20 protein-coding genes and 1 riboswitch are annotated in these 23,542 nt (G+C 64.8%); of the genes, 10 read left to right on the top strand and 10 right to left on the bottom strand.

Annotated elements, in window-relative coordinates; genetic code table 11:
* The first annotated feature begins 2 nt into the window (after window positions 1-2).
* Genes ADN01_RS04870 through ADN01_RS04850 form a run of 5 tightly spaced genes read left to right on the top strand, consistent with a single transcriptional unit; the run spans window position 3 to window position 5,423 of the window.
* Entirely contained in the window at window positions 3-656 is a 654-nt protein-coding gene (locus ADN01_RS04870; RefSeq protein ID WP_082142992.1) for a protein-tyrosine phosphatase family protein, read from the top strand.
* Window positions 653-1,876, top strand: a complete 1,224-nt coding sequence (locus ADN01_RS04865) for a M28 family peptidase (protein WP_113918808.1) — start codon at window positions 653-655, stop codon at window positions 1,874-1,876. Before ADN01_RS04870 ends, ADN01_RS04865 begins: the two co-directional genes overlap by 4 nt.
* Window positions 1,873-2,523 carry a corrinoid protein gene (locus ADN01_RS04860; protein WP_062419935.1) on the top strand — a complete coding sequence of 217 codons (651 nt, stop codon included), beginning with the start codon at window positions 1,873-1,875 and terminating at the stop codon, window positions 2,521-2,523. Before ADN01_RS04865 ends, ADN01_RS04860 begins: the two co-directional genes overlap by 4 nt.
* 3 nt (window positions 2,524-2,526) lie before the next feature.
* Complete coding sequence (locus tag ADN01_RS04855; protein WP_062419936.1) at window positions 2,527-3,987, top strand: trimethylamine methyltransferase family protein; 1,461 nt, start codon at window positions 2,527-2,529, stop codon at window positions 3,985-3,987.
* The gene (locus tag ADN01_RS04850; RefSeq protein WP_062419937.1) at window positions 3,984-5,423 is read left to right on the top strand and encodes a trimethylamine methyltransferase family protein; all 1,440 of its coding nucleotides are present in this window, start codon (window positions 3,984-3,986) and stop codon (window positions 5,421-5,423) included. The genes ADN01_RS04855 and ADN01_RS04850 overlap by 4 nt, the downstream gene beginning before the upstream one ends.
* 79 nt (window positions 5,424-5,502) lie before the next feature.
* Here ADN01_RS04850 and ADN01_RS04845 read toward each other — a convergent pair whose 3' ends face one another.
* From ADN01_RS04845 to ADN01_RS04825, 5 genes are all read right to left on the bottom strand, one after another.
* Complete coding sequence (locus ADN01_RS04845; protein ID WP_062419938.1) at window positions 5,503-7,074, bottom strand: N-acyl-D-amino-acid deacylase family protein; 1,572 nt, start codon at window positions 7,072-7,074, stop codon at window positions 5,503-5,505.
* 187 nt (window positions 7,075-7,261) lie between these two features.
* Entirely contained in the window at window positions 7,262-7,696 is a 435-nt protein-coding gene (locus tag ADN01_RS04840) for a CBS domain-containing protein (protein ID WP_062419939.1), read from the bottom strand.
* 122 nt (window positions 7,697-7,818) lie between these two features.
* The gene (locus tag ADN01_RS04835; RefSeq protein ID WP_062419940.1) at window positions 7,819-9,804 is read right to left on the bottom strand and encodes a WD40 repeat domain-containing protein; all 1,986 of its coding nucleotides are present in this window, start codon (window positions 9,802-9,804) and stop codon (window positions 7,819-7,821) included.
* A gap of 9 nt (window positions 9,805-9,813) precedes the next feature.
* Window positions 9,814-11,301, bottom strand: coding sequence for a M20 family peptidase (locus ADN01_RS04830; RefSeq protein ID WP_062419941.1), 1,488 nt, complete (start codon window positions 11,299-11,301; stop codon window positions 9,814-9,816).
* Between the two features lie 7 nt (window positions 11,302-11,308).
* The gene (locus ADN01_RS04825; protein ID WP_062419942.1) at window positions 11,309-12,412 is read right to left on the bottom strand and encodes a phospholipase D-like domain-containing protein; all 1,104 of its coding nucleotides are present in this window, start codon (window positions 12,410-12,412) and stop codon (window positions 11,309-11,311) included.
* 412 nt (window positions 12,413-12,824) lie between these two features.
* On the opposite strand from ADN01_RS04825, the gene cysK reads away from it, so the two are divergent.
* Complete coding sequence (gene cysK / locus ADN01_RS04820; protein ID WP_062419943.1) at window positions 12,825-13,760, top strand: cysteine synthase A; 936 nt, start codon at window positions 12,825-12,827, stop codon at window positions 13,758-13,760.
* A 19-nt stretch (window positions 13,761-13,779) separates the two neighbouring features.
* Window positions 13,780-14,553: a serine O-acetyltransferase gene (gene cysE, locus ADN01_RS04815; protein WP_075070967.1), complete on the top strand. Its 774-nt coding sequence runs from the start codon at window positions 13,780-13,782 to the stop codon at window positions 14,551-14,553.
* A gap of 102 nt (window positions 14,554-14,655) precedes the next feature.
* On the opposite strand, the gene ADN01_RS04810 is transcribed toward cysE, so the two are convergent.
* The 3 genes from ADN01_RS04810 to ADN01_RS04800 are packed head-to-tail and all read right to left on the bottom strand — an operon-like array spanning window position 14,656 to window position 17,706.
* Entirely contained in the window at window positions 14,656-15,429 is a 774-nt protein-coding gene (locus ADN01_RS04810) for a carbohydrate ABC transporter permease (protein ID WP_062419981.1), read from the bottom strand.
* Window positions 15,430-15,473: 44 nt separating this feature from the next.
* On the bottom strand, window positions 15,474-16,361 hold the full coding sequence (locus tag ADN01_RS04805) for a carbohydrate ABC transporter permease (RefSeq protein WP_062419944.1): 888 nt from the start codon (window positions 16,359-16,361) through the stop codon (window positions 15,474-15,476).
* 55 nt (window positions 16,362-16,416) lie between these two features.
* Window positions 16,417-17,706 (bottom strand): ABC transporter substrate-binding protein, encoded by a 1,290-nt coding sequence (locus tag ADN01_RS04800; RefSeq protein WP_236690968.1) that lies wholly within the window; start codon window positions 17,704-17,706, stop codon window positions 16,417-16,419.
* Between the two features lie 189 nt (window positions 17,707-17,895).
* Between ADN01_RS04800 and ADN01_RS04795 the strand changes: the two genes are divergently transcribed.
* Window positions 17,896-19,086, top strand: coding sequence for an ATP-binding response regulator (locus tag ADN01_RS04795; RefSeq protein WP_147238941.1), 1,191 nt, complete (start codon window positions 17,896-17,898; stop codon window positions 19,084-19,086).
* Here ADN01_RS04795 and ADN01_RS04790 read toward each other — a convergent pair.
* The gene (locus ADN01_RS04790) at window positions 19,019-21,283 is read right to left on the bottom strand and encodes a hybrid sensor histidine kinase/response regulator (protein WP_062419946.1); all 2,265 of its coding nucleotides are present in this window, start codon (window positions 21,281-21,283) and stop codon (window positions 19,019-19,021) included. The two genes, ADN01_RS04795 and ADN01_RS04790, sit on opposite strands and share 68 nt — an antisense overlap.
* 94 nt (window positions 21,284-21,377) lie before the next feature.
* Between ADN01_RS04790 and ADN01_RS04785 the strand changes: the two genes are divergently transcribed.
* Complete coding sequence (locus tag ADN01_RS04785) at window positions 21,378-21,632, top strand: hypothetical protein (RefSeq protein ID WP_062419947.1); 255 nt, start codon at window positions 21,378-21,380, stop codon at window positions 21,630-21,632.
* A gap of 7 nt (window positions 21,633-21,639) precedes the next feature.
* On the opposite strand, the gene ADN01_RS04780 is transcribed toward ADN01_RS04785, so the two are convergent.
* The gene (locus tag ADN01_RS04780; protein ID WP_062419948.1) at window positions 21,640-22,278 is read right to left on the bottom strand and encodes a sulfite oxidase-like oxidoreductase; all 639 of its coding nucleotides are present in this window, start codon (window positions 22,276-22,278) and stop codon (window positions 21,640-21,642) included.
* Between the two features lie 159 nt (window positions 22,279-22,437).
* Window positions 22,438-22,572: riboswitch (FMN riboswitch) on the top strand.
* Between the two features lie 131 nt (window positions 22,573-22,703).
* On the opposite strand from ADN01_RS04780, the gene ADN01_RS04775 reads away from it, so the two are divergent.
* A complete protein-coding gene (locus ADN01_RS04775; RefSeq protein WP_062419949.1) occupies window positions 22,704-23,525 on the top strand; it encodes an ABC transporter permease in 822 nt (273 codons plus the stop codon).
* The last annotated feature ends 17 nt before the right edge of the window (window positions 23,526-23,542 follow it).

The following is a 23,542-nucleotide window of genomic DNA, read 5'->3' as shown; positions in this document are numbered from 1 at the left end:
GGATGGGCGCGCGGCGCGGGGGCCTTTTCCGTTCCTTGCGCGCATGCCCCGCGGCGAAGTCTGGTATACTGACTTTACCCTCTCGAAAGCGAGTCTCCCAACCGATGGAACCTTGCTCCAACCCGCTCCCATTTCCGAAAACGTACTGGGTCCTGCCGGGCAGGCTGCTGGCCGGGCCTCACCCCGGCAGCCAGGATCCCACCGTGACAGATCAGCAGCTGCACGCGCTGCTCGACTGCGGCGTGCGCAGCATCCTCAATTTGCAGGAAGCCGCCGAGATGGATCAGGCCGACCCGCCCTACGCCCCCTACTGGCTGCGTCTGCAGGAACTAACCGACGCGCGCGGGCTGGCCTTTCGCTGGCAGCGCCACCCCATCCCCGATTACACCGCCCCCACCCCCCAGGACATGCGCCGCATCCTGGACGCGCTGGATGGGGCCCTGGCCTCAGAGGGCGCGGTGTACCTGCACTGCTGGGGCGGGGTGGGCCGCACAGGCACGGTGGTCGGCTGCTTTCTGGCCCGCCGCGGGCTGGCGGTGGGTGAGGAAGCCCTGCAGCTGTTGAACCAACTCCGTCAGGTCATTCCCAACGCGCGCAGCGCCCCCGAAAGCGAGGCGCAAATCGCCCTGGTGCGCGCCTGGCCGATTGGAGCATGAAAATGCCGCTGGCTGCCGCTGCCTTGGAGGTCATTCAGCATCTCTCCGTCACCATCGGCGGGCGCGGAAGCTGCACGCCCCAAGAGCGGGCCGCCGCTGAATACACCGCCGAGCGCATGCAGCACCTGGGGCTCCGGGATGTACGCCTGGAGCCTTTCCAAACCACCCCCCACACCTACACCCCCTTTCTGGCCGCCTTCGGCGCGGGCATTTTGGGTTTTGCCCTGACCGCGCTCGTCCCTCACCCGGCGGCTACGCTGACCGGCGCCGCGCTGGCCCTGGCGGGCGGGCTGGGCATGTTGGCGGAGCTGGACCTGCGCCCCAACTGGCTGCGCGCCCTGCTGCCCACCGCCCCCAGCCAAAACGCCGTGGGGATACTGCCTTCCGCCGCTCAGCCCCTCGCGCGCCGCGCCGTGATCTGCGCGCATGTGGATACCCACCGCACCCCCATTTTTTACTCGTCCCTGGCCTGGTACCGCTGGTTCAGCCGCCTGGTCAGCGCCGCTGTGGGTAGCCTCTTCCTCAGCGCGCTGCTGTGCCTGCTCAGCGGCCTGCTGGGCGCCGCCTGGTTGCTGTGGCCGGCCGGGGTCTTGGCCGCGCTGCAATTGACCGCCGCGGGTCTGTGCGCCCAGGCCTTGTTTACCCCCTTTTCCCCCGGGGCCAGCGATAACGCCAGCGGGGTGGGTGTGGCCCTGTCCCTGGCAGAACACCTCAGCCGCCAGCCCCTGGAGCACACCGAGCTGTGGTGGGCCTTCACCGGCTGTGAAGAGGTGGGGGCGCGCGGCTTTCAGGCCTTTTTGGAGACCCACGCCCAGAGCTTCGGCACCGAAACCCTCTATCTGATTTTGGATGAGGTCGGCCAGGGGCGGGTGGAATATTTACAGCGCGACGGCCTGGTGAAGAAATACCCCACCCACCCGCGCGCGCTGGCCCTGGCCCAATCGGCCGCCGCCGCCCTGCCCGACATCGAAGCTGCCCCCCAGGTGGGGCTGGCCTACACCGACGCCCTGGCCGCCACCCAGCGCGGGGCTATGGCCCTCAGCCTGAACACCTACCAGCCCCCCATGCACGACGCCGACCTGCACTGGCATCAAATGAGCGATCAGATGGATCATATTGACCCCGCCGCCCTGGAGCGCTGTACGCAGTTCGCCCTGCGCGTGCTGCACACCTGGGATCAGGCGACCCCCCTACCCCCCAATAAAGGAGACCCCCCATGAGCACAGACATTTTTCAGGCCATGGCCCAGAGCGTGATAGACGGCGAAAAAGAAGAGGCTGCCCGCCTGGCACGGCAGGCCGTTACCGACGGTATCGACCCATTGGTGGCCATTGACCAGGGCTTCGTCGCCGGAATGCGCTACGTCGGCGAACAGTACACCCTGGGCGAAATGTTCCTGCCCGATCTGGTGCTGGCCGCCGAGGCCATGAAAGCCGCCATCGCCGAGCTGGAACCGGAAATGGCCCGCCGCGGAACCGCCCGTCAGGTGTTGGGCACGGTGGTCATCGGCACGGTGGAGGGCGACATCCACGACATCGGCAAGACCCTGGTCGGCACCCTGCTTTCGGCCAACGGCTTCAAGGTGTACGACCTGGGGGTGAATGTGCCCCTGCAAACCTTCCTGGATAAGGCCCTGGAGGTGAACGCCGATATCATCGGCCTGAGCACCCTGCTGACCACCACCATGATCAACCAGCGCAAGTTTGTCCAGGCGCTGGAAGCCGCGGGGGTGCGCAGCCGCTTCAAGGTGCTGGTGGGCGGCGCGCCGGTCACGCGCAGCTGGGCCGCAGAAATCGGCGCGGACGGCTACAGCGAAGACGCCTCCGGGGCCGTGCAGGCCGCCATTCAACTAATGCAGGGGGGGTGAGACGTGGCCGGAAACATCCTCTCCATCTCTCAGCCGCGCTTCCGCGTGCAGCCCCTGTCCGAAACGGATATTCAGCGCATCCATGAGGCCACCCTGCACGTGATCGAACATGTGGGCGTGCGCTTCCCCTCGCCGCGCGCCCTGGAGCTGTGGCAGGCTCACGGCGCCCAGGTGGACCTCCACACCAGCACGGTGCGCGCCCCCGCTGCGCTGATTGAAAAAGCCCTGCGCAGCGCCCCGCCCACCTTCACCCTGGCCGCCCGCGATCCGCAGCAGGATCTGCCCCTGGACGGCGATCACGTCTTTGTGGGCACCGACGGCTGCGGGGTGGAAGTGTTGGATCTGGAAAGCGGCCAGCGCCGCCGTTCATGCCTGCAGGACGTGGCCGATATCGCCCGCACGGCCGATGCGCTGGAAGAAATCGGTTTCCATTGGGTGCCCGTCTCGGCCCAGGACCGCCCCGCCCACACGCGCAGCCTGCATGAGCTGTGCGCCATCTGGGGCAATTCCAGCAAGCATGTCCAAACCGAAAGCATCGTCACCGCGCACGAGGCGCATGCTGCCGTACGCCTGGCCGAGATGGTGGCTGGTGGGCCGCTGGCCCTGCGCCAGCGCCCCATCCTGTCCATCATGCAGTGCACCGCCTCACCCCTGGCCCAGGACGGCGGCAGCCTGGAGGCGGCCCTGGTGGCCGCCGAAGCCGGCCTGCCCGTGGGCTTCATGACCATGGCCTCCGCGGGTTCCACCGCCCCCGCTACCCCGGCGGGCACGCTGGTGGTGGGCAACGCCGAGGTGATCAGCGCCCTGGCCCTCATGCAGTTGGCCTTCCCTGGCGCACCCGTGTTTTACGCCGCCGCCCAAACGGCGATGGACATGCGCACCGGCGGGTACACCGGCGGCGGCCCCGAAGATTTCCTCTTTGGCGCGGCCAGCAACCAGCTGGCGGATTTTTACCACGTCCCGCTCTCAATGGGCTCCTTTGCCACCGGCGCCAAGCTCCCCGATTGGCAGGCGGGTGTGGAAAACAGCCTGTCCACCTTTATGGCCTGCGCCTCGATGGCCGACATGCTCCTGGGGGTCGGCCTGCTGCACGGCAGCCGCATCTGGTCTTATGAACAAATGCTGCTGGACTGCGAGATCTTTGCCATCATCCGCCGCGTGCTGCAGGGCATCCGCGTGGATGAGGACAGCCTGGCGCTGGAAACCATCGCCGCCGTCGGCCCCAGCAGCCACTACCTGGCCCAAAAGCACACCCGCCAGAACATGCGCAGTTTGTGGATGAACCGCTTCTTTGACCGCCGCCCCTACGACACCTGGGAGGCGCTGCGCGACGGCCCGCCCGATTTCGCCCGCGCCAAGGCCCGCCAAATCCTGGCCTCTCACCAGCCCCAGGGGATGGACGAGCGTCTGAGCGCGGAACTGGGCGATTTCCTCAGTTATCTGGACGCGGAGGAGCCCGCATGAGCCGCCCCAGCTTTGAATTGATCAGCACGGAGCAGGTAGCGCGCATTTTGGATGAGGCCTTTGCCCTGCTGGCGCACACCGGTGTGCGCGTCTCCCTGCCCGAGGCGCGCGCCCTGCTGGCCAGCGGTGGAGCCGCCGTGGACGAAAACGCCGAGGTGGTGCGCTTGCCGGAGGCTCTCATCCGCGCCGGGCTGCAAAGCGCCCCGCACAGCTTCACCCTCTACAATTTACTGGGCGAGGCGCGCCTGACCTACGGGGACGACCAGGTGCATTTTGACCCCGGCTCGGCGGCGGTCAACGTGCTGGATGCCGACAGCGGCCGCCAACGCCCCGCCCAAAGCGCCGACTTGCTGCGCATCATTCAGGTGGCCGAAGGGCTGCCGCAGTTTGCCGCCCAATCCACCGCGGTGGTGTGCGCCGACATCCCCGTGCCCATCGGCGACCTGTACCGCCTGTACCTGGTGCTGCTGCACTCCGCCAAGCCGGTGATCACCGGGGCCTTCACCGCCGAGGGCGGCCAGCGTATGCTGCGCTTTTTGGCGGGCGTGTGCGGCGGGGCCCAGGCCCTGCGCGAACGGCCGGTGGCCGTCTTTGATGTGTGCCCCACCCCGCCGCTGGTCTACAGCGCCTTCGCTGCTCAGAGTCTCATCGATCTGGCGCGGGCGGGCGTCCCCGCCGAGATCGTTTCCATGCCCCTGGCGGGCAGCGCCGGCCCGGTGACCTTGCTGGGCAGCGTGGTGCAGCATGCCGCCGAATGCCTGGCGGGCATCGCCCTGCACCAATGCGCGGCCCCCGGTGCGCCCATCGTATGGGGCGGCGCACCGGCCATTTTTGACATGCGCCACGGCACCACCCCCATGGGCGCGGTGGAAACCGCCATGATGGACGCGGCCTATGCCCAGGTGGGGCGTTCGCTGGGCCTGCCCACCCACACCTATCTGGCCGCCAGCGACGCCAAGCTGGTGGACGCCCAGGCGGGTCTGGAAAGCGGCATCAGTGCCGTGCTGGCTGCCCTGGCCGGGGTCAGCATGGTCTCCGGCGCGGGCATGTTGGATTTCCTCAACTGCCATTCCGCCGAAAAGCTGGTGGTGGACGCCGAAGCCGTGCGCGCCGCCCTGCGCCTGCGCGAAGGCATGCACGAACTGACCCCCACCCTCGGCCTGGAGTTCTTCGTCGGAATTGACTTCCGCGCCGATTTTCTCAAGCAAAAAGTCACCCGGCAGCTCTTCCGCGCCGAGCAAAGCCTGCCCTCCGCGGTGATTGACCGCGGCTCGGTGCGCGCCTGGGAAGAATCCGGCCGCCTGGACACCTGGGCGCGGGCGCGCCTGCGCGTGGAAGAGTTGGTGGCGGCCTACACCCCGCCGGATCTGCCCCCCGCCCAGGCCCAGGAGCTGCGCGAGCGCATGGCCGCGGAACAGAAGGCGGTCAGCGCCTGACAGAAGTTAAAAAAAGCCCCTCCCCGCTGGCGCCAACCTTCTTGCCGCGGGGAGGGGCTGATAGCTGAAAAAGGGGGGCTTAGAGGATTTGCCCGGGCAGGGCGCCGGTGTGCTGGCCGTCTTTCACCACCACTTGCCCGTTCACCACCACCCAGCGGATGCCCTGTGGGTATTGGTGCGGCTGCTGGAAGGTGCTGCGGTCGATCACCGCCTGGGCGTCAAACACCACCATATCCGCGTAGCAGCCGGGGCGCAGGTAACCGCGCTGAGTCAGCCCCAGTTTGCTGGCCGGCAGGCTGGTCATCTTGCGTACGGCCTCTTCCACCGAAAACAGCTCCTGCTGGCGGGCGTAATAGCCCAGCACGCGCGGGAAAGACCCGTAATTGCGCGGGTGGGGCTTGCCCGCCGAAAAAGGCCCCTCGGCCGCCCGCCCCGAAGCGTCCGTGCCAATCATCACCCAGGGCTGCTGCAAGCCCAGGGCCACGTTTTCTTCCTGCATGGTGAACATGATCATATCCGCCACGCAGCGGGTTTCGATGAGAATATCAAACACCGCCTCCCAGGGGTGAACTCCGCGCTCCGCGGCGATCTCGCCCAGATGGCGGCCTTCCAGGCGCGGGTTGGAGGGGCAGTCCGAGATGAAAATGCGATCCCAGCCGACGCCGTTGGCGTTGACCTCATCGTGCAGCTCCGCGCGCAGCTGGGCGCGCAGGGCCGGGTCCTGCAGGCGCGCCACCATCGCCTCGCGCCCGCCCACATGGGCCCAATCGGGGATCAGCGAGCTGAGGCCGGTGTTGGAAGCGGGGTAGGGGTACATATCCGCGTTGACGTTCAGGCCCTCCTCCCGCGCTTTTTGAATTTTCTCAATCACCAGCGCCATTTTGTCCCAGTTGCGCACGCCGGAGGCTTTCAGATGGCTGACTTCCACCGAGATGCCCGCCTCGCGCCCCACCTGAATGGCTTCATCCACCGCTTCTAAGAGCGAGTTGCCCTCGCCGCGCACATGGCTGGTGTAAATCCCGCCCATTTCGGCAGCGGTGCGCGCCAGGGCGACGATCTCATCCGTTTTGGCGTACACGTTGGGGGTGTAGATCAGGCCGGTGGAAAGGCCTCTGGCCCCCGCCTGCATGGCCGCGCGCACCTCGTCCTGCATGGCAGCCAGCTGTTCGGGGGTGGGCGCGGCGTCGGTCATGCCCATCACCTTTTCGCGCACGGTGCCGTGCCCCACCAGGGCCACCACGTTCAGGGCGGTTCCCTGCCGGCGCAGCGTGTCTAAAAATTCGCCAAAGGTCTCCCAGGTCACTTCCTGGCCAGCGCGGCTGTCTTTTTCCTGGTTGACCTCGGCCGCCATGGCCGGGCTGAGGGGGGCCATGCTGGAACCGCAGTTGCCCACCACCTCCAGGGTGATGCCCTGCTGCACTTTGCTGTCCGCGGTGGGCAGAAAAGGCAGCATAAAATCGCCGTGAGAGTGCATATCAATGAACCCGGGGGCCACCATCAAACCGCTGGCGTCCACCACCTGGGCTGCCTCGGCCTGCGAAAGGTCGCCCACCGCCGCGATCTGGCTGCCGCGCACGCCCACATCCGCGCGGAAGGCCGCCGCCCCGCTGCCGTCAATCACCAAACCATTTCGGAAGATCAAATCGTACATGCTTGTGTCCTTGTCGCCGGGCCCGCCGGAGGCGGCGGGAGAATTAAACCCCTGGTTCTGTCATTTTAGCATGAAGCCTCGCCGAAACCCGCGCCCGCGCTGAGATTTTTTCAAGTACCATCTTCCCCCCAATAAAAAAAGCCGCCCTAAGATCGGGCGGCGGTTTGGACATGCCGGGCTGTCTGGCTTATGCACCGCTGGTCAGGCGGGTTTCGTAATCGCGAATGGTGCGGCGCTGCTGGTAGATGATGTCCTTGACCACGTCGCCGATGGAGATGACCCCCAACACCTGCTCGCCGTCCACCACCGGCAGATGGCGCACGCGCTGGGCGGTCATCAGCTCCATGCTCTCCTGCACCGTCTGGTCGGGGTGAATGGTGTACAACTGGGTGGTCATGATCTCCCGCACCAGGGTCTCGCGGGAGGCCTTATTGAACAAAATCACCTTGCGGGCGTAGTCGCGTTCCGAAAGGATGCCCACCAGGCGGCCGGAATCCATCACCAGCAGAGCGCCCACATCCTTATCAGCCATCAGCCGCAAAGCATCGTACACGGTGGTGTCCGGGGTGATGGTCCACAGGTCATCGCCCTTCACTTGTAAGATATGGCGGACAGTGTTCATGAATTTTACCTCCTGGTAATGTGATCTATTTTCCTCAACATTGACAACTTTATTGTAGTACTTCCAGGGGTAAAATTCAAACCGGGGGCCGGCATTTGCCAAAACTTGAGAGGATTTGGCAGTTACCACACCCCCCACAGGTACACCACCCCGTCCCAATCGCTGATCAGCAGCAGCTCGCCGTCCGCCGAAAACTGCGGCGGGGCAAACGGAGCGGGGTTTTCTATCGCCGTCACCTGCTCCCCGCTGTGCGTATCCCACAGGCTCAGCGCCGCGCCGCTGACGGCCAGCAGCGCGCCGTCCGGCGAAAAAGCCGCCGCCCGCCCAGCCGCATCCAGGGTGACCGTTTGCCCGCCGCGCAGGCTCACCAGGCGCAGGCTGCTGTCGGGCAGGGCCAGGGCCAACTGCTGCCCGTCGGGGGCGAACACGGGCGCCGTTCCGGGGTAGGTGGCCAGCACATCCCCCGCCGTCAGCTCCAGCAGGCGCGTGCTCTCGCGCAGCCCCACCGCCAGGGCGTCCCCCGCCGGGTTGAAGGCCAGATACTGCACATCCTCTTTCAGTTCCAGCTTCAGGGCGGCCTTGCCGGTCTGCAAATCCCACAGGCGCAAGGCGCCCTCACGGCTGCCGCTGGCCAGCCAGTTTCCGTCAGCAGAAAAGGCCAGAGCCAGGGGCGTTTGAAGGTGGCCGCTGAGGCTCCAGGTGGGGGTAATTTCCCCCGCCGCATAGACCATCACCTTGCCGTCCGCGCGTGAAACCGCCCGCCAATCCCCATTGGATGAAAGCGCCAGCGCGCCGTAGGGCCCCACCACCAGCTGCGCAGGGGCATCCGCCTGCCCTTGCCCCAGCCGCCACAGGCTTTCCCAACCGTCCAACTGTGCCACGCGCAGCCCCTGGGCAGGCAGGGGAGCCGTCCACAGGCGCTGCGCCCGCGCCCAGGCCGTCCCTTCCCAACGCAGGGCAGGCTCCTGTGAGCCCAAGGTGAACACCCACAGCCCGTCCCCCACCAGCAGCAGGCGGCCGCCGTCGGGCGCAAAGGCCAAACGCCAGCCCACCTGGGCCCCCGGCGGGGCGGGAAATTCCTGCACCAGCGCGCGTGAATCCGTTTCCCAAACGCGCACGGCGGTCTCTTCCAGGGTAGCCGCGCGGCTGCCGTCCGCCGAAAGGGCAGCGGCCAACAGCGGGCCGCGAAAAGCGCTCAGCGTGGCGCGGGTGGTGCGGTCGTCACTGCGGAAAACCCGCAGGCGGCTGCTCTGGTTGGCCGCCAGGGTGCTGCCGTCCGCCGAAAAGGCCAGCCCGCGCGCCGAACCGCCGCCCGTGGTGAGACCGATGTAAAAATCATCCAGGCGCCGTCCGGCGGGCAGTTCCCACACCTCCGGCTGCCCTGCCGCGGCCCAGCCCAGCAGCTGCGCGCCGTCTGGGGTGAAACCCAGCGCCCGCAGCGGGGCACGCGAACGCAGGCTGCGGCCGGCGCGGGTATCCAACGCCCACCAGTTCACCCGCCGGTCCCAGGCAGCGGCCGCCAGCCGGTTGGAATCCGGCGAAAAGGCCATCGTCAGCACGGGGCTGCCCCCCGCGCCCGGCAAAGGTTCTTCCGTCAGCGCGCCGGTCTGGGCGTCCCATAGGAACACGCGCCCGTCCTGCGCGCCCGCCGCCGCCCAGCGCCCATCCGCCGAAACCGCCCAGGCGCGCAGCACCGCCGAAGGGGGTGCGGGCAGAAACAGCGTTTCGGTCAGGGAAGCCGCGTCCAAACGCGCCAGCCCGCGGGTGCCGCCCACCCACAGCGACCGGCCGTCCCCCGACCACTGGGCGTGCAGCAGCAGCCCGCGGCCGTAGACGGCCAGCAGGCGCAGCTCGGCCGCGTTTTCGGCGGTCAGCGGCGACAGGGGTTGGGGCAAAGGTGTGCCCGCCCGCGCCAGTTCAAAAGGCGTGGGGCTGGGGGAAGGGGTGGCGCTGGGCAGAGGTGTGGGCCAGGGGGTCCAGGTGGCCAGCGGCGTCCAGCTGGGTTGGGGGGTGAAAGAAGGCAGCAGCGCGGGCAGGTCCAGCGAGCCGCAGCCGCTGAGCAGCAAAGCCGCCAGCAGCAGGGTCAGGATCACAGCCCGCGCGCGCATGGGGTTTCCTCAGGCTTCCGAGCCGCCCGTCCAGGCGGGGATGAGGGTGTTATAGAAACGGACCATACCGGCCAGCTTTTCCACCGGGATGTGCTCGCCAATGCCGTGCACCGTGGCCATTTCTTCCGAGGTCACGAGTACGGGCGAGAAGCGGAAGACCTGATCGCAGATGGCGGTGTAGTGGCGCGCATCCGTGGCCCCCAGCACCAGGTACGGCGCGGTGGGAACCCCGCCAAAGGTCTCGGCCACCACCGCCGACAGGCTGGCAAACACGGGCGTATCCACTGCCGAGGGGGCCGGCGCCTCGCGCGCCGATTCGCCCACGGCTTCCAACGTCACCCGCTCGTCGCGAATAGCCTTGCGCACGTGCTCGCACACCCCCGCGATGGTATCGCCGGGCATCAGGCGGAAATTGACCAGAGCCTCGGCGCGGTTGGGCAGAATGTTATCTTTGATGCCGCCCTGGATCATGGTCACCGCCGTGGTGGTGCGGATGGCAGCGGCCGTCTTGGGGTTGGCCAGCAGGCGTTTGCGCACGATCCCGCCCAGCAGCCACAGGTTGGCAAAGGCCACCTGCAGGCTGAAAGGGGCCGCCGGGCCGATGGCCTTGAACAGGGGCGTCAACGCCCGGGGGTAATCGGGCAAAGGATGCGCCTCCAGGCGGGCGATGGCGCGGGCCAGGATGCCGATGGCGGTTTGGGCGGGCGGCATGGCCGAGTGGCCGGGAGCAGCGTCCACGCTCAGGCGCAGGGTCATGTAGCCTTTTTCGCCGTAACCCACCAACGCCACGGGGATCTCGACCCCCGGCAGCACGCCCGTCATCAGCGAGCCGCCCTCATCCACCACCGCCGAAAGGCGCACACCGCGCTCCTTCAGCCAGTTGACAATCGCCAGCGCGCCGTCGCCCCAGGTTTCTTCGTCGTGCCCAAATCCCAAGTACAGGGTACGCTCCGGCTGATAGCCGCGCTCCAGCAAAATTTCCACCGACTCCAGCAGGGCGATCAATTGGTTCTTAATATCCAGCGCGCCCCGTCCCCACACGCTGCCGTCGGCCACCGCGCCGGAGAAAGGCAGCTGGAGCCAAGCGCTCAGCGAGGCCGGGTCCACCGGCACCACATCCTGATGGGCGGCAAACAGCACGGGCTCCAGGTCCGGGTTGCTGCCCGGCCAGCAGTACAGCAGGGAATAGTCGGCGATGCGCTCGCGTTGAAGTTGGCTGTGCACGCGCGGGAACATCTCGGCCAGCAGCTGGTGAAATTCCACAAAGGGCAAATATCCCGCCGGGGTGCGCTCCAAATTGGAAATGGTGGCCACCTGCAAGGCGCGGCTAAGGTGTTCAGCGGCGCGCTGCTCGTCCACCGGCTCCGGCTCGGCGGTCTTGGCCGCCTCCAGTTTCATCTTTCCCGAAAAAGTCACGGTGCGAATGAGCACAAACGCCGCCAGGAACAGCAGGGCGATCAATACAAAAATCAGGATGGTGATCAGGGTGGGTATCATAGGACTCTCAATTCTGGGATTGTCGGTAGATGGATTCGAACTCCGCCAAAAACTGAGCGGCCAAATCGGGGTCGGTGACGATCATCACATTTTCGTCGTTTTGGGTCTCCGCGTTGATGGAGAAATTGTAGGAACCAAAGACCACCACACGGCGGTCAATGATGAGGACTTTGTGGTGCATCTGCCCGGGCAGCTGGTCTCGGAAGACCGGGATCTGCGCCTGGCGCAGGCGGTTGAACTCGGTGCCGCGGTTGGAATCCACCTGCTCGCTCTCAAACACGCCCCGCACGCTGACCCCCGCGCGGCTGCGCTCAATCATGGCGTCGGCCAAATCGTCGCGGGTGAAGGAATAGGCCAGGAAATCCACGCTTTGCTGCGCCCCGCGCACCAGAGTCGCCAGGCGGCGGGCAATGCCGTCCTCCGGCGCAAAGTACACCTCCACCGGGATTCCCTGCACGCTGAGCTGCGGGTAGGGCGTATCCGCGCGGCTTTCGGGGCCAAACTCACCGCGTTCAAACATCTCGTCAAATTCGCGCTGGTAATCTTCGGCCACCTGCGCGTCGCGGATGCGCACCAGATGGTTGTAATCGTCATAAGCGCCGGATACGGTCAGGTTCATGGAACCCGTCCACACTTCCTGGCCGTCAATGATGACGAACTTGTTGTGCATCAGGGCTTCGCGCTGATCGCCGCGCACGGGGATGCTCTGAGATTTCAGCCACTGCGGCACACGGTTGTCCAGCGCGTCTGAATCCAGCACCACGCGCACGCGCAGCCCGCGGTCGAAGGCGTGATCCAGGGCGTCGGCCACAAACTGCAAGTTGAAATTCAGCACAGCCACATCCACGCTGTCTCTGGCCTGATTAATGGCCTCAATCAGCGGCTCATCCGGCCCGCCGCGGCGCTCATCGGCCTCCGGTGAGCGCGGCTGGGTGAAAAAGACGGTGAAGGGCGGGTCCACGGGCCGCGGCTCCCGCGTGGGCGGGTCGGTGGGCGGCAGGGGCACATCCCCGCCGTCGCTCAGCTCGCACCCCAGGCTGAGCAGCGCCAGCAGCAGCAGGGCGGCGAGGGTGCGGAAAATTTTGCGGCGGGTCGTTGTGAATTCAGTCATGCGCGGCTCCCTTGGGGGTCTTGGGGCTGGGGTACAGCCCTTCAGAGAGATTATAGCACGCCCCCGGCCCGCGGGGCGCCTGCCGCCTGGGCACACCCAGGGTGCGGCAGGCTGATACACGCCCTTGACAGGCTCTTTTTATGTTCTATAATAGCTATAAATATGTTATAAATTGTCCGATTTAGGAGTTCTCTATGCTCACATGCATGTGTCTGGGGCGGGACCTGTAAACCGCCTGAGTTCATAACCTTTACCCTGCGACCAGCAGCCAGGCGGCCAACAGCCCACCCGCATTTTTCCAAAAAATCTGCGAGGCCTGTTTCCCGCCTTTAATATTGCCTGCTGGCCGCATGTTTTTAACCCACCCATCTAAATACCCCCGAACCGCAGGGTTCGGCGAAAAGAGGAAAGAATGAAAATCGCAAACGACATCACCGAATTGATCGGCAACACCCCCCTTGTGCGGCTGCGCCGCGTCAGCCAGGGAGCCGCCGCAGAAATTGTGCTCAAGCTGGAGTTCTTCAACCCCGCCCACAGTGTGAAAGACCGCATTGGCGCGTCCATGATTGACGCCGCCGAAAAAGCCGGGCTGCTTCACAAAGATACGGTCATTGTGGAGCCGACCTCCGGCAACACCGGCATCGCCCTGGCGATGGTGGCTGCGGCGCGCGGCTACCGCTGCATCCTGACCATGCCCGAAACCATGAGCAAAGAGCGCCGCATCCTGCTGCGCGCCTTTGGGGCCGAGCTGATCCTCACCCCTGGGCCGGAAGGCATGGGCGGCGCCATCCGCAAGGCCGAAGAGCTGGCGGCCAGCGACCCCCAGAAATACTTCATGCCCCAGCAGTTTAAAAACGCGGCCAACCCCCAGATTCACCGCCAAACCACCGCCGAAGAAATCTGGCGGGATACCGACGGCCAGGTGGATATCCTCGTCTCCGGCGTGGGCACCGGCGGCACCATCACCGGCGTGGGTGAGGTGCTCAAGGCGCGCAAGTCCTCGGTGCAGGTCATCGCCGTAGAGCCAGACGCCTCGCCGGTGCTTTCCGGCGGGCAAAAAGGCCCCCACCCCATTCAGGGCATCGGCGCGGGCTTCGTCCCCGGCGTGCTCAACACCCAGGTGTATGACGAAGTCATCCGCGTCAAATCCGAAGACGCCTTCCAAACCGCGCGGGCCGTGGCCCAGCAGGAGGGCATCCTCATCGGCATCTCCTCCGGCGCAGCCGTGTGGGCCGCCCTGCAGGCCGCCCGCCGCCCCGAAAACGCCGGAAAACGCATCGTGGTGATCATCCCTTCTTTTGGCGAACGTTACCTGAGCACGGCGCTGTACGCCGACCTGGCGGACTGAGCGGCGGGGTGAGGGAATCATGTTTCGAGCTTTTCGCGAAGATATTCAGGCGGTGTTCGACCGCGACCCCGCGGCGCGCAGCACGCTGGAGGTGATCCTCACCTATCCGGGACTGCACGCGGTGTGGGGTCACCGCGTATCCCACTGGCTGTGGACCCACCGGCTGAAGCTGCTGGGGCGCTGGCTTTCCACCCTGATGCGCTTTCTCACCGGCATCGAGATCCACCCCGGGGCCAAAATCTGCCGCAGTTTGTTTATTGACCACGGCATGGGCGTGGTTATCGGTGAAACCGCCGAGATCGGCTGCAACGTCACCCTCTATCACGGCGTCACCCTGGGCGGTGTCAGCCTGCAGAAGGGCAAGCGCCACCCCACCATCGAGGATAACGTGGTGATTGGGGCCGGGGCCAAAGTGTTGGGGGCCATCACCGTGGGCGCCGGCAGCCGCGTGGGGGCCAACGCCGTGGTGGTCAAACCCGTCCCGCCCGAATCGGTGGTGGTGGGCGTCCCTGGGCAGATCATCGCCCGCAGCCAGCCCCACCCGGCCGTGGACCTGGGGCACGACAAACTGCCCGACACCCTGGGGGCCGCCCTGGCTTCCGTCATGGCCCGCCTGGAACAGATCGAAGCTAACCTGGGCAGCCACGTGGTGCAGCACCCTGAGCTGGTGGGGGCGGTGGTAGCCAACCACAGCGGCAGCAACGGCAACGGCCATGCGCACAGCCACAGCCACGAACACCCCATCCACGCCCCTCAAGAGGGGCACTGGCGCGGCGAAGACTTTATGATCTAAACGGGCTGCTGCGCCCGCCCAATTCACAGCAATTCGAAGCGGCCGCTGAACTTTCAGCGGCCGCTTCACGTTCCCAACTCCCAACCCTATAGGAGAGAAATTTTAGCCTTTCAGCGCCCCCGCCATCAGCCCGCGCAGGAAGTAGCGCCCCAAAAAGATGTACACCACCAGGGTGGGCAGGGCCGCCAGCAGCGACCCGGCCATCTGCACATTCCAGGCGATGATCTGGCTGCCCGCCATGTTGTTCAGCGCCACGGTGATCGGCCAGTTGGCCGGATTGGTCAGCACCACCGCGAACAGGAAGTCGTTCCAGGCCGCCGTGAACTGCCAGATGATGGCCACCACAAAGCTGGGCACGGCGATGGGCAGGAAGATGTACCCGTAAGTGGCCAACAGCCCGGCCCCATCCATGCGCGCCGCCTCTACCATCTCTTTGGGCACGCTGGCAAAGTAATTGCGAAAGGTCAGTGTGGTGATAGGCAGGCCGTAAATCACATGGGTCAGCATCAGCCCCGGCAGGCCGCCGTACAGCCCCGTCTGCTTCATAAACTCCACCAGCGGGATCAGCACGCTCTGGTAGGGGATGAACATGCCGAACAGAATCAGCGGGAAAACCACATCCGCCCCGCGGAATTTCCACTTGGCCAGCACAAAGCCGTTCAGCGAGCCTAAGATGGAAGAAAGCACCGCCGCGGGCAAGACCATATTGAAGCTGTTCCACAGGTACGGCGCCAGTTTTTCAAAAGCCGCGGTGAAATTGTCAAAATGGATGCCGCTCGAGGGCAAAACCCACATGTTCTTGAGCGAGATTTCATCAAAGCCCTTCAAACCGGTGGTGATCATCACATACACCGGCGCCAGGTAAAACACGGCCATCAAGGCCAGCGGCACATACAGCCAGGGGCGGGCGTGTTTGCGGCTCACAGCTCCACCTCCCCGCGCAGCGAAAAAACCAGATAGGGCACAATCAGCACCGCCACGCTGATCAGCAGGAAAATGCCGATAGCCGCGCCGCGGCCGAAGAAATAACCGTCAAAGGTGGTTTGCCACATATAAATCGCCGGAACGTCCAAGGGAATCTGCTTGCCCGCCACCGCCACGATCAAATCAAAGACCTTGAGCGAAATGTGTCCCAAAATCACCATCGCGCTCAGCGTCACCGGCCGCAGCAGGGGAAAAACGATGTTGGAAAAGATCTGCACCTCGCTGGCCCCGTCCACGCGGGCCGCCTCGCGCAGCTCATCCGGGATGGCGCGCAGCCCGGCCAGGTAAAGGGCCATGGTGTAGCCCGACATCTGCCACACCGCCGGTAGGGCGATGGCGGCGATGCCCCACACCGGCGTGGTGTGCCATTGGTTCACCAAAAAGTCCAGCCCCAAACTGCTGAAAAGCAGGTTCAGCCCGCTCATGCGCGACCCCATGGCCGGGTTCATCAGCCAGCGCCAGACCACGCCGGTCACAATGAACGAAATCGCCATCGGGAAGAGGTACACGCTGCGGAAAAAGCCTTCCGCGCGGATGTTTTGATCCAGCAGCACCGCCGTGCCCATGCCGATGATCAGCGAGCCGCTGATGAACACCAGGGTGAAGATGACCGTATTGCGGATATCAATAAAAAAGCGCGGATCCTGAAAAAGATTGACAAAGTTTTGCAGCCCCACCCAGGTGTAATCCGGCAGCAGCCCCGTCCACTGGCTCAACGACACGCGCAGCGTCCAGCCGATGAATCCGTAGACGAAAATAGCCACCGCCGCCAGGGAGGGCAGTACCAGCAAAAAGCTGTACAGGGTGTCTTTCTTAATCCGCATCACAATCCTACCATCTGCCCACGCGCCGCGGCGCAGCCTGGGCTTGGGTGGGGCCTCACGGGCACGGCCCTGATTTTTGACAGGCAGCTAACAGCGCCTGTTGAAAAACGGCCACGTCTTTGCTCTGCAAAAACAGCCCCAACGCGGTATCTATTTCCTGCTTCCACGAGTCGTTGGCCACCACACCGTGCGAAAGCGAGCCCACCACTGTGTTGGTTTGCCAGTCGTCCATCGCCGACTGCAAATATTCGTCGTACAGGCTGCGGTCCGCGTCCGAGCGGGCCGGGATGGAACCTTTCACAGGGTTGAAGGCATCCTGGCCCTCTTTGGAGCCCGCCACTTTCAGCCAGGCGACAGCAGCATCGCGGTGGGGGGCGTTGGCGGGCAGAACAAACGAATCCGAAAGGAACTGAAAAGTCCCCTGAGTTCCCGGCACAGGCTGCCAGCCGAAATCTTCGCGGGGAGTCTTGCCCAATTCCTTAAAAAAGCCTTCGGCCCAATCGCCCATCACGTTGAAGGCCGCATCCCCGTTCACCACCAGCTGGGCTGCGTCCTGCCAGGCCAGCGAGGCCGCGTCCGAATTGGTGAAGCGCATCACCGTCAGGTAATTTTCCAGCGCCCGCTGCACCTGGGGCGTATCCCAACCCACCGCGCCCGTCCAGATTCCGGCATAGTCCTGCGGCCCCAGCGAAGCCAGCAGCACGGTTTCAAACAGATGCATAGCCGTCCACTGCTCGCCCAGCGACAACGGGGCCTCCATGCCCTCGGCCTGCAGCTTTTCCATGGCCGCGATCCATTCATCAAAGGTCTGGGGCGGCGCGATCTGGTGGGCGCTGAGCACCTTGGGGTTGTACCACAGCATGTTGGCGCGGTGAATATTGACCGGCACGGAGTAAATCTGCCCGTTCTGCGAAATGAGCGGGATGAGCATCTCCGGCATCACTTCCAACCAGCCCTCCTGCTCATAGAGGAAGTTCAGCGGTTCCAACTGTTTGGCCGCCACATAGGTGCCGATCAGCTCCTGCCCGGCGTGCCCCTGCCAGGAATCGGGCGGGTCCCCTGCCTGCAGGCGGGCGGCCAGCACCGCGCGGGCGTTGGTGCCCGCTCCCCCGGCCACAGCCGCGTTGATGAATTCGATCTCAGGATGTTTCTGGTGAAAGACCTCGATCATGGCGTCCAAACCCGCCGCCTCACCGCCGCCCGTCCACCAGGAAAACACTTCCACCTGATTCTGCGGCAGCGACGATGTTGACTTTCCTGGCCGCAGATCCGCCCATGTGCAAGCGCCTAACGCCGCCAAAAACGCGGCGTACAGCCAACAGCGAGCAAAGGACCTTAGAAACATACGCATTCTCCTTGCCGAATCAGGCAAACACAACGCGGCGGGGGTGAATCGCAAAGGCGCAGGTGCGGCCTGCAAAAAATAGTATAATCACTCCACCCGCCAGCCTCAATTCATTTTCGGCCATACAACGGACATGCCTTTGACATCTTCGCCGCAGGTTGGCCGCCCGAAAGGAACAGCGCAGGAACGATGGATCGAGAAATGTTTGACGGTTTGATCAAAGATGTCATGGCGGATCTTTACGATTACGCCGCTCTCGAAACCCATCCCCTGCTCTTTTCGGTCTTCCAGCTTCCCACCGGTTACACCGGCAGCAAGGGGGAATACCTGCGCCAGGTGATTTTGGACACGCTGGAAGAGCTGCGCCCGCCCGCCAAGGGCAGCCCCGGCCTGAGCGTGGAATGGCGCCCCTACCTGATCTTGACCCAGCGCTTCGTCGAAGGCATGAGCATCACCGAGCTGGCCGCCCGCCTGTCGGTCAGCGACCGGCAGCTGCGCCGAGACCAGCACAAAGCCCTGCAGGCCCTCAGCGCGCGCCTGTGGGATAAGCTGGGCCTGCACGACGACGCCCAGGATACATCCGGCCCCGGCGGCCAGCCCGCTTACGTCCTCAACCGCGAGCGGGTGGACGTGCACAGCGTGGTGGACGGCGTGCTGCATATCCTGCACCGGCGGCTGGAAGAAGAAGGGGTGAGCGTGCAGCGCGAATGCCCGCCCGCCGCCCTCAGTGCCGTCACCGACCGCGTGATCCTGCGTCAGATCATGATCAGCATCTTCAACTATGCTTTTCATATGCGCACCGGCGGCGAGCTGTGCCTGCGCTGCCGCAGCCAGAACCAACACATTCACCTCTCCGTGGAGGCCCCGCTGGAAACCGCCCTGGCGGCAGGGGATGAGGCCGAAGGCCGCGGCCTGCTGAAGGCTGCCCTGTACTGGAGCGAGCAGATCGGCGCGCAGCTCAGCGAAGAACACGTCGCCAACCGCCTGATCCTGACCCTGAGCCTGGAAAGCGCCGCCCCCGCCACCATTTTGGTGGTGGACGACCAGGAACCGGCCATCAACATGTTCCGCCGCTACCTCAGCCGCACCGAATGGAACATCGTCGGGCTGACCCATCCCGATCAGGTGCTGGAAAAAGCCCGCCAGCTCAAGCCCGCCCTGATCACGCTGGATGTGATGATGCCGCATGTGGACGGCTGGGAGGTGCTGCAAGCCCTCAAGCTCGATCCGCAGGTGGGTTCCATTCCGGTGATCGTGTGTTCGGCCTGGGAAGAAGCCGAACTGGCCCGCTCCCTGGGGGCAGCCGCTTTTCTTAAGAAGCCGGTGACTCAGAAAGATCTTCTCGATTCTCTCCAGCACCTCCATTTTTCGATTCAATAAACTGCGGGCGCACCGCATCCAGCGCCCCATGTAACAAATGCTGTCCCTCTTCGCGCGTGAAGGGCCGCCGCAGCCACACCTCCAGACTGCCCTGACGGTGCGCGGCCAACATCTGTTCCAAATCGTTGGCCGAGATGATCAGAGTCTGCGGGCGTTTCTCTTCCGGCAGGCCCTGAATAAAATCCAGCACAGCAAAGCCGTTCATATCCGGCAAATCTAAATCCAGCAGCACTGCGTCCACCTGCCCGCCCTGCAATTGGGCCACCGCCTCGCCGCCGGTGTGGGCGGGCAAAAAGGTGAATTCGGGGGCCGAGGCCGCCGAAGCCTTCAGCGTCTGGGTCAGATAGCGCACCATCGAAGGGTCGTCGTCCACCACCAGCAGGGTGCGCAGCTCTGCCCCCAGCGCAGACACAGCCTCCCACAGGGCCGCGCGCGTCACCGGTTTCACCAGATAGCGCAGCACCCCCGCGGGCAGGTCGTGGCCCGCCAGCCCCCCGCCCATCAGCGTCACCTTAAACACGGGCAGGTCGTAGGGCAGGCTCTTGAGAGCCTGCTGCACCTCCGCGCGCATGGCCATGGCCCGATCCACCACCAGGGCGCGCGGGTACCACTGGTTCACCGCGGCCAGAAGCCCCTCAGGATCCAACAGGCTGGTGACGGCATAGCCCGAAAGCGCCTCGCGCAGGGCGCGCGCCTGGCGCTCATCCGAAGCCAGCACCAGCACCAGGCGGTCGGGGTCATCCGCGGCGCGTTGAGCGGGCGGTTCTCCCGCTGGGCTGACCGCCGCGGGCAGCGGGGCAGCTTCTTCTTCCAGTGGGGCCTGCACCGGCAGGGTGAAAAAGAACAGCGACCCCTGGCCCGGCTGGCTGGAGGCCCCAATCGTGCCGCCGTGCAGTTCAATGAAGCGCCGCGCGATGGAAAGCCCCAGGCCGGTGCCCTGCCCGCGCCGCCAGCTTTCGCTGCCCGCCTGTAAAAATTCATCAAAAACGCGCTCCAGGTCTTCTGGAGCAATGCCCGACCCGCTGTCCTCCACCTCCACGCGCACCATCTCGTCCGCCAGAGCGGCGCGAATGGTAATGCCGCCGCGCTCGGTGAAGCGCATGGCGTTGGTCACCAGGTTCAGCACCACCTGGCGAATGCGCGTGCAGTCCACATACAGATCCGGCAGGTCTGGGGCCAGCTCCAGGCGCAGAATCAGGCCCTTCGCGCGCACCGGCGCTTCTACCATCTCGCGCACCGCGTTGAGGATGTCTTCAATGCGCGCCTTTTCTTTAAACAGCACCATCTGGTGCGCATCCATCTTGCCCATGTCCAGGATGTCGTTGATCAGGCCCAAAAGGTGGGTGCTGGAACGGTAAATCTCCTGCACATCGTCATACAGCCCCGGCGGCCAGGATTCGCGCCCGGCGTAAGTCTCAGGTGAATTGACCATCAGATCGCTGAAGCCCAGGATGAAGTTGAGCGGGCTGCGCAGTTCATGGCTGACCGCCAGGGTGAAGCGGTCGCGGTCTTCGCGGGCCTCATCCGCCTTGGCGCGGGCATAGGCCAACATGCGGTTCATGCGTTCCAGCTGGTAATTGGCCTTGGTCTGTTCGCGCAGCAGCACGCTGATCTGGGCGCGGTGCTGGCGGGTCTCCTCCAGACGGCGCACCGCCTCGTTGTAATGGTAAGAAGAAGCCTCGATGGCCGAAATGAGGTTGCTCGACACCCCCCAACCCAAGAAAAACGCAGCGATCACCGCCAAAAACAGCCCCACCTGAAAACCAGCACTCAGCGGCAGAAGCAGCACGGCCCCCAACGCAGCCGCGCTGACCACCACGGCCCCGCGCACCCCCATCATCACTTGGGCCATCAGCGGCAGAGCCGCCAGGGCCAGCAGCACCTCCGGCCATAGGTACAGCTCGTAGGCCGCCAAAATGGCCGCGGCCACGCCCACAAACCAGACCCCCTGGGCAGCGGCAAAGGCGCGCGCCAACAGCCGCAAAGAACCCACCACAGTGAACAGCATCAGCCCGCTCAGCAGCCATAAGCTGGGGCTGAAAATTTCCGGCCAGGACAGGGTGGCGATGAAGTGCCAGGCCAGGTACACTCCCCCCATGGTCCAGATCACCTTACGGGAATTGGATTCAAGCAGTTCACGCGTGGTAGCGTCCTGCCGAAACAGGTGGATGAGCGGCCTCAGCAGGCGGGTAATCATGTTACAATCTTATCATAGGCAGGCATAAATCTGCGCGCCGCGGCCCCAGGCGGCAGCGCGCGAATCCCGCTCCCTGCGCTCTCTGGACTGAACTATGGACCCTCGCTGGTATCCTCTGATTTTGTTCGTGGCCCTGCTGCTGCTGTGGGGCGTGTTAAACGCGGCTTTCCGACGTCACCGCCAGGAAGACTGCCCGCGCTGTGGGGGGCCGATTGAGCGCATTCACCGGAGCAAGCTGGAAAAAGCCCTGGGGCTCTTGTTGGTATACCCCACCGGCAAATACCAGTGTGATCAGTGCGGTTGGATTGGCCTGCGGCGGCGTTCACACCGCCGGTCGACCCGCACCTGAGCCGCGCCTAGCCGTAGCGCTCCTCTTTCCACACATCCGCCTCATTGTGATACCCGGCCCGCTCCCAAAAGCCTGGGCGGTCTTCGGCGCTGAATTCCAGCCCGCGCAGCCATTTGGCCCCCTTCCACAGGTAGGGGGTTTTTAAGTCCGCGCGCCCCGGCACAGCCCCCACCACCCCGCGCAGCGGGTGTCCGTGGTCGGGGGTCAGCGGCTGCCCCTCGTAGCGGTACGCCAGCAGAAAATTGTCACTCAGCACGATCTCCAGGGGCAGGTTGGTGGTGTACCCATACTCGGCATGCTGAATCACGAATCGGGCGTTGGGCAGCGGCCGCACCAGGCCCGCCTCGATGAGGGTGCGCACGGCCAGCCCTTCCCACTGGGTATCAAATTTGCTCCAGGCGGTCACGCAGTGCAGGTCCAGGGTCATGCGCGTGCTGGGCAAGGCGCGAAACTGCTCCCAGGATAGTTCCAGGGGGCTTTCCACCGCGCCGTACACGCGGAAGGTCCAGGTGTCGGGGTTAAAATGGGGCACCGGGCCGTAATGCAGCACCGGAAATTTGTTGGTGACGGCCTGACCGGGGGGCAGGCGGCCCTCGTCGATCATACGTTTCTCGTCCTCACGGCGGCGTAAAAAGCTGTCAAACATGGGTTCATTCCTCCGATTTCACCTGTATTATACCGAAGGTACAGGGCGAAAGAAAGCGCCCGTATAAAGCCCGCCGCCTGCGGCTTTGGCCGGTGGACGCGTCCCGGCCTGTCTTGACATTCCCCGCCCCCCGGCTTATACTCGTTGTGAAATTGAATACAAATCCTTCGGGGCAGGGTGCGGGAGGCAAACTCCCAATTCCCGATCGGTGGTGATAACCCACGAACGCGCTCGCGCGTATGATCCGGTGAAATTCCGGGGTCGACGGTATAGTCCGGATAGAAGAAGGTACCCTCCGTGTGCAGTTCGCTGCGCCGGAAAAGCCGCCTGCGGTTCTGCCCCGAAAACGCGTTTTCGGGGTTTTTTATTGCCCCAATTGGAATCCGCTGCGGGCCTGTTCCGTGCGGCGGGATGGATGCCTGTACATGAAACCAGCTGCCCTTGAACCCCTCACCCTCAACGCCGTACGCCTGCTGCGCCGTCACGGCCATTGGCTGCTGCTGGTGTCGCTTTTGGCGGCGCTGGCGGCCTGGCAGATTCTGGTGACTCTGGCCAAACTACCCGCCTTCATTCTGCCCTCCCCCGTCCAGGTGGCCGCGCGTTTTTGGGCGGCGCTGACGGACGGCAGCCTGCTGCGCCACACCTTTTACACCCTCAGCGAAGTCATCGCCGGTCTGCTGGCGGGCAGCCTGTTGGCCACCCTGCTGGGCTACGGCCTGGCGCGTTCGCACACCTTGGAACGGCTGCTTTCGCCTTATCTGGTGGCCTCGCAGGCCATTCCCATCGTGGCTGTGGCCCCCCTGCTGGTCATCTGGTTTGGTCCCGGCATGTTCTCCAAAGTGCTCATCTGCGCCCTGATCGTCTTCTTCCCCGTGCTGGTGAACACCGTGGTGGGTCTGCGCGCCGTGCCGGATAACCTGCGCGATCTGATGCGCGCCATGCGCGCCACCCGCCTGCAAACCCTGCGCCATCTGGAAATCCCCGCGGCTCTGCCCGTGTTTTTGGGCGGGCTGCGCATCGGCGCCACCCTGTCGGTCATCGGCGCGGTGGTGGGCGAGTTCGTCGGCTCGGACCGCGGGCTGGGCTTTCTGATCAACGTCGCCCGCGGGCAATACGACACCGCCCTGGTGTTCGCCGCTATCTTCACCCTGATTGTGCTGGCCCTGGCGCTCTACGGCCTGGTGATCTTGTTGGAGCTGCGCCTGCTGCGCTACCAACATGCGCCCCGCCCCGAAGCACCGCGCTAGATTTTCCTGCATTTTGG

It is taken from the genome of Levilinea saccharolytica, from assembly GCF_001306035.1.
In the GTDB taxonomy this organism is placed as follows: Bacteria; Chloroflexota; Anaerolineae; order Anaerolineales; family Anaerolineaceae; genus Levilinea; species Levilinea saccharolytica.
The sequence above is the reverse complement of the archived record's forward strand: the minus strand, read 5'-3'. Positions and strand labels throughout refer to the sequence as shown.

Excerpts from the sequence above, each read along its gene's own strand:
- ADN01_RS04870 (WP_082142992.1), top strand. The coding sequence starts at position 3 with ATGGGCGCGCGGCGCGGGGGCCTTTTCCGTTCCTTGCGCGCATGCCCC.
- ADN01_RS04865 (WP_113918808.1), top strand. The coding sequence starts at position 653 with ATGAAAATGCCGCTGGCTGCCGCTGCCTTGGAGGTCATTCAGCATCTC.
- ADN01_RS04860 (WP_062419935.1), top strand. The coding sequence starts at position 1,873 with ATGAGCACAGACATTTTTCAGGCCATGGCCCAGAGCGTGATAGACGGC.
- ADN01_RS04850 (WP_062419937.1), top strand. The coding sequence starts at position 3,984 with ATGAGCCGCCCCAGCTTTGAATTGATCAGCACGGAGCAGGTAGCGCGC.
- ADN01_RS04845 (WP_062419938.1), bottom strand. The coding sequence starts at position 7,074 with ATGTACGATTTGATCTTCCGAAATGGTTTGGTGATTGACGGCAGCGGG.
- ADN01_RS04840 (WP_062419939.1), bottom strand. The coding sequence starts at position 7,696 with ATGAACACTGTCCGCCATATCTTACAAGTGAAGGGCGATGACCTGTGG.
- ADN01_RS04835 (WP_062419940.1), bottom strand. The coding sequence starts at position 9,804 with ATGCGCGCGCGGGCTGTGATCCTGACCCTGCTGCTGGCGGCTTTGCTG.
- ADN01_RS04830 (WP_062419941.1), bottom strand. The coding sequence starts at position 11,301 with ATGATACCCACCCTGATCACCATCCTGATTTTTGTATTGATCGCCCTG.
- ADN01_RS04825 (WP_062419942.1), bottom strand. The coding sequence starts at position 12,412 with ATGACTGAATTCACAACGACCCGCCGCAAAATTTTCCGCACCCTCGCC.
- cysK (WP_062419943.1), top strand. The coding sequence starts at position 12,825 with ATGAAAATCGCAAACGACATCACCGAATTGATCGGCAACACCCCCCTT.
- cysE (WP_075070967.1), top strand. The coding sequence starts at position 13,780 with ATGTTTCGAGCTTTTCGCGAAGATATTCAGGCGGTGTTCGACCGCGAC.
- ADN01_RS04810 (WP_062419981.1), bottom strand. The coding sequence starts at position 15,429 with ATGGCCGTGTTTTACCTGGCGCCGGTGTATGTGATGATCACCACCGGT.
- ADN01_RS04805 (WP_062419944.1), bottom strand. The coding sequence starts at position 16,361 with ATGCGGATTAAGAAAGACACCCTGTACAGCTTTTTGCTGGTACTGCCC.
- ADN01_RS04800 (WP_236690968.1), bottom strand. The coding sequence starts at position 17,706 with ATGTTTCTAAGGTCCTTTGCTCGCTGTTGGCTGTACGCCGCGTTTTTG.
- ADN01_RS04795 (WP_147238941.1), top strand. The coding sequence starts at position 17,896 with ATGGATCGAGAAATGTTTGACGGTTTGATCAAAGATGTCATGGCGGAT.
- ADN01_RS04790 (WP_062419946.1), bottom strand. The coding sequence starts at position 21,283 with ATGATTACCCGCCTGCTGAGGCCGCTCATCCACCTGTTTCGGCAGGAC.
- ADN01_RS04785 (WP_062419947.1), top strand. The coding sequence starts at position 21,378 with ATGGACCCTCGCTGGTATCCTCTGATTTTGTTCGTGGCCCTGCTGCTG.
- ADN01_RS04780 (WP_062419948.1), bottom strand. The coding sequence starts at position 22,278 with ATGTTTGACAGCTTTTTACGCCGCCGTGAGGACGAGAAACGTATGATC.
- ADN01_RS04775 (WP_062419949.1), top strand. The coding sequence starts at position 22,704 with ATGAAACCAGCTGCCCTTGAACCCCTCACCCTCAACGCCGTACGCCTG.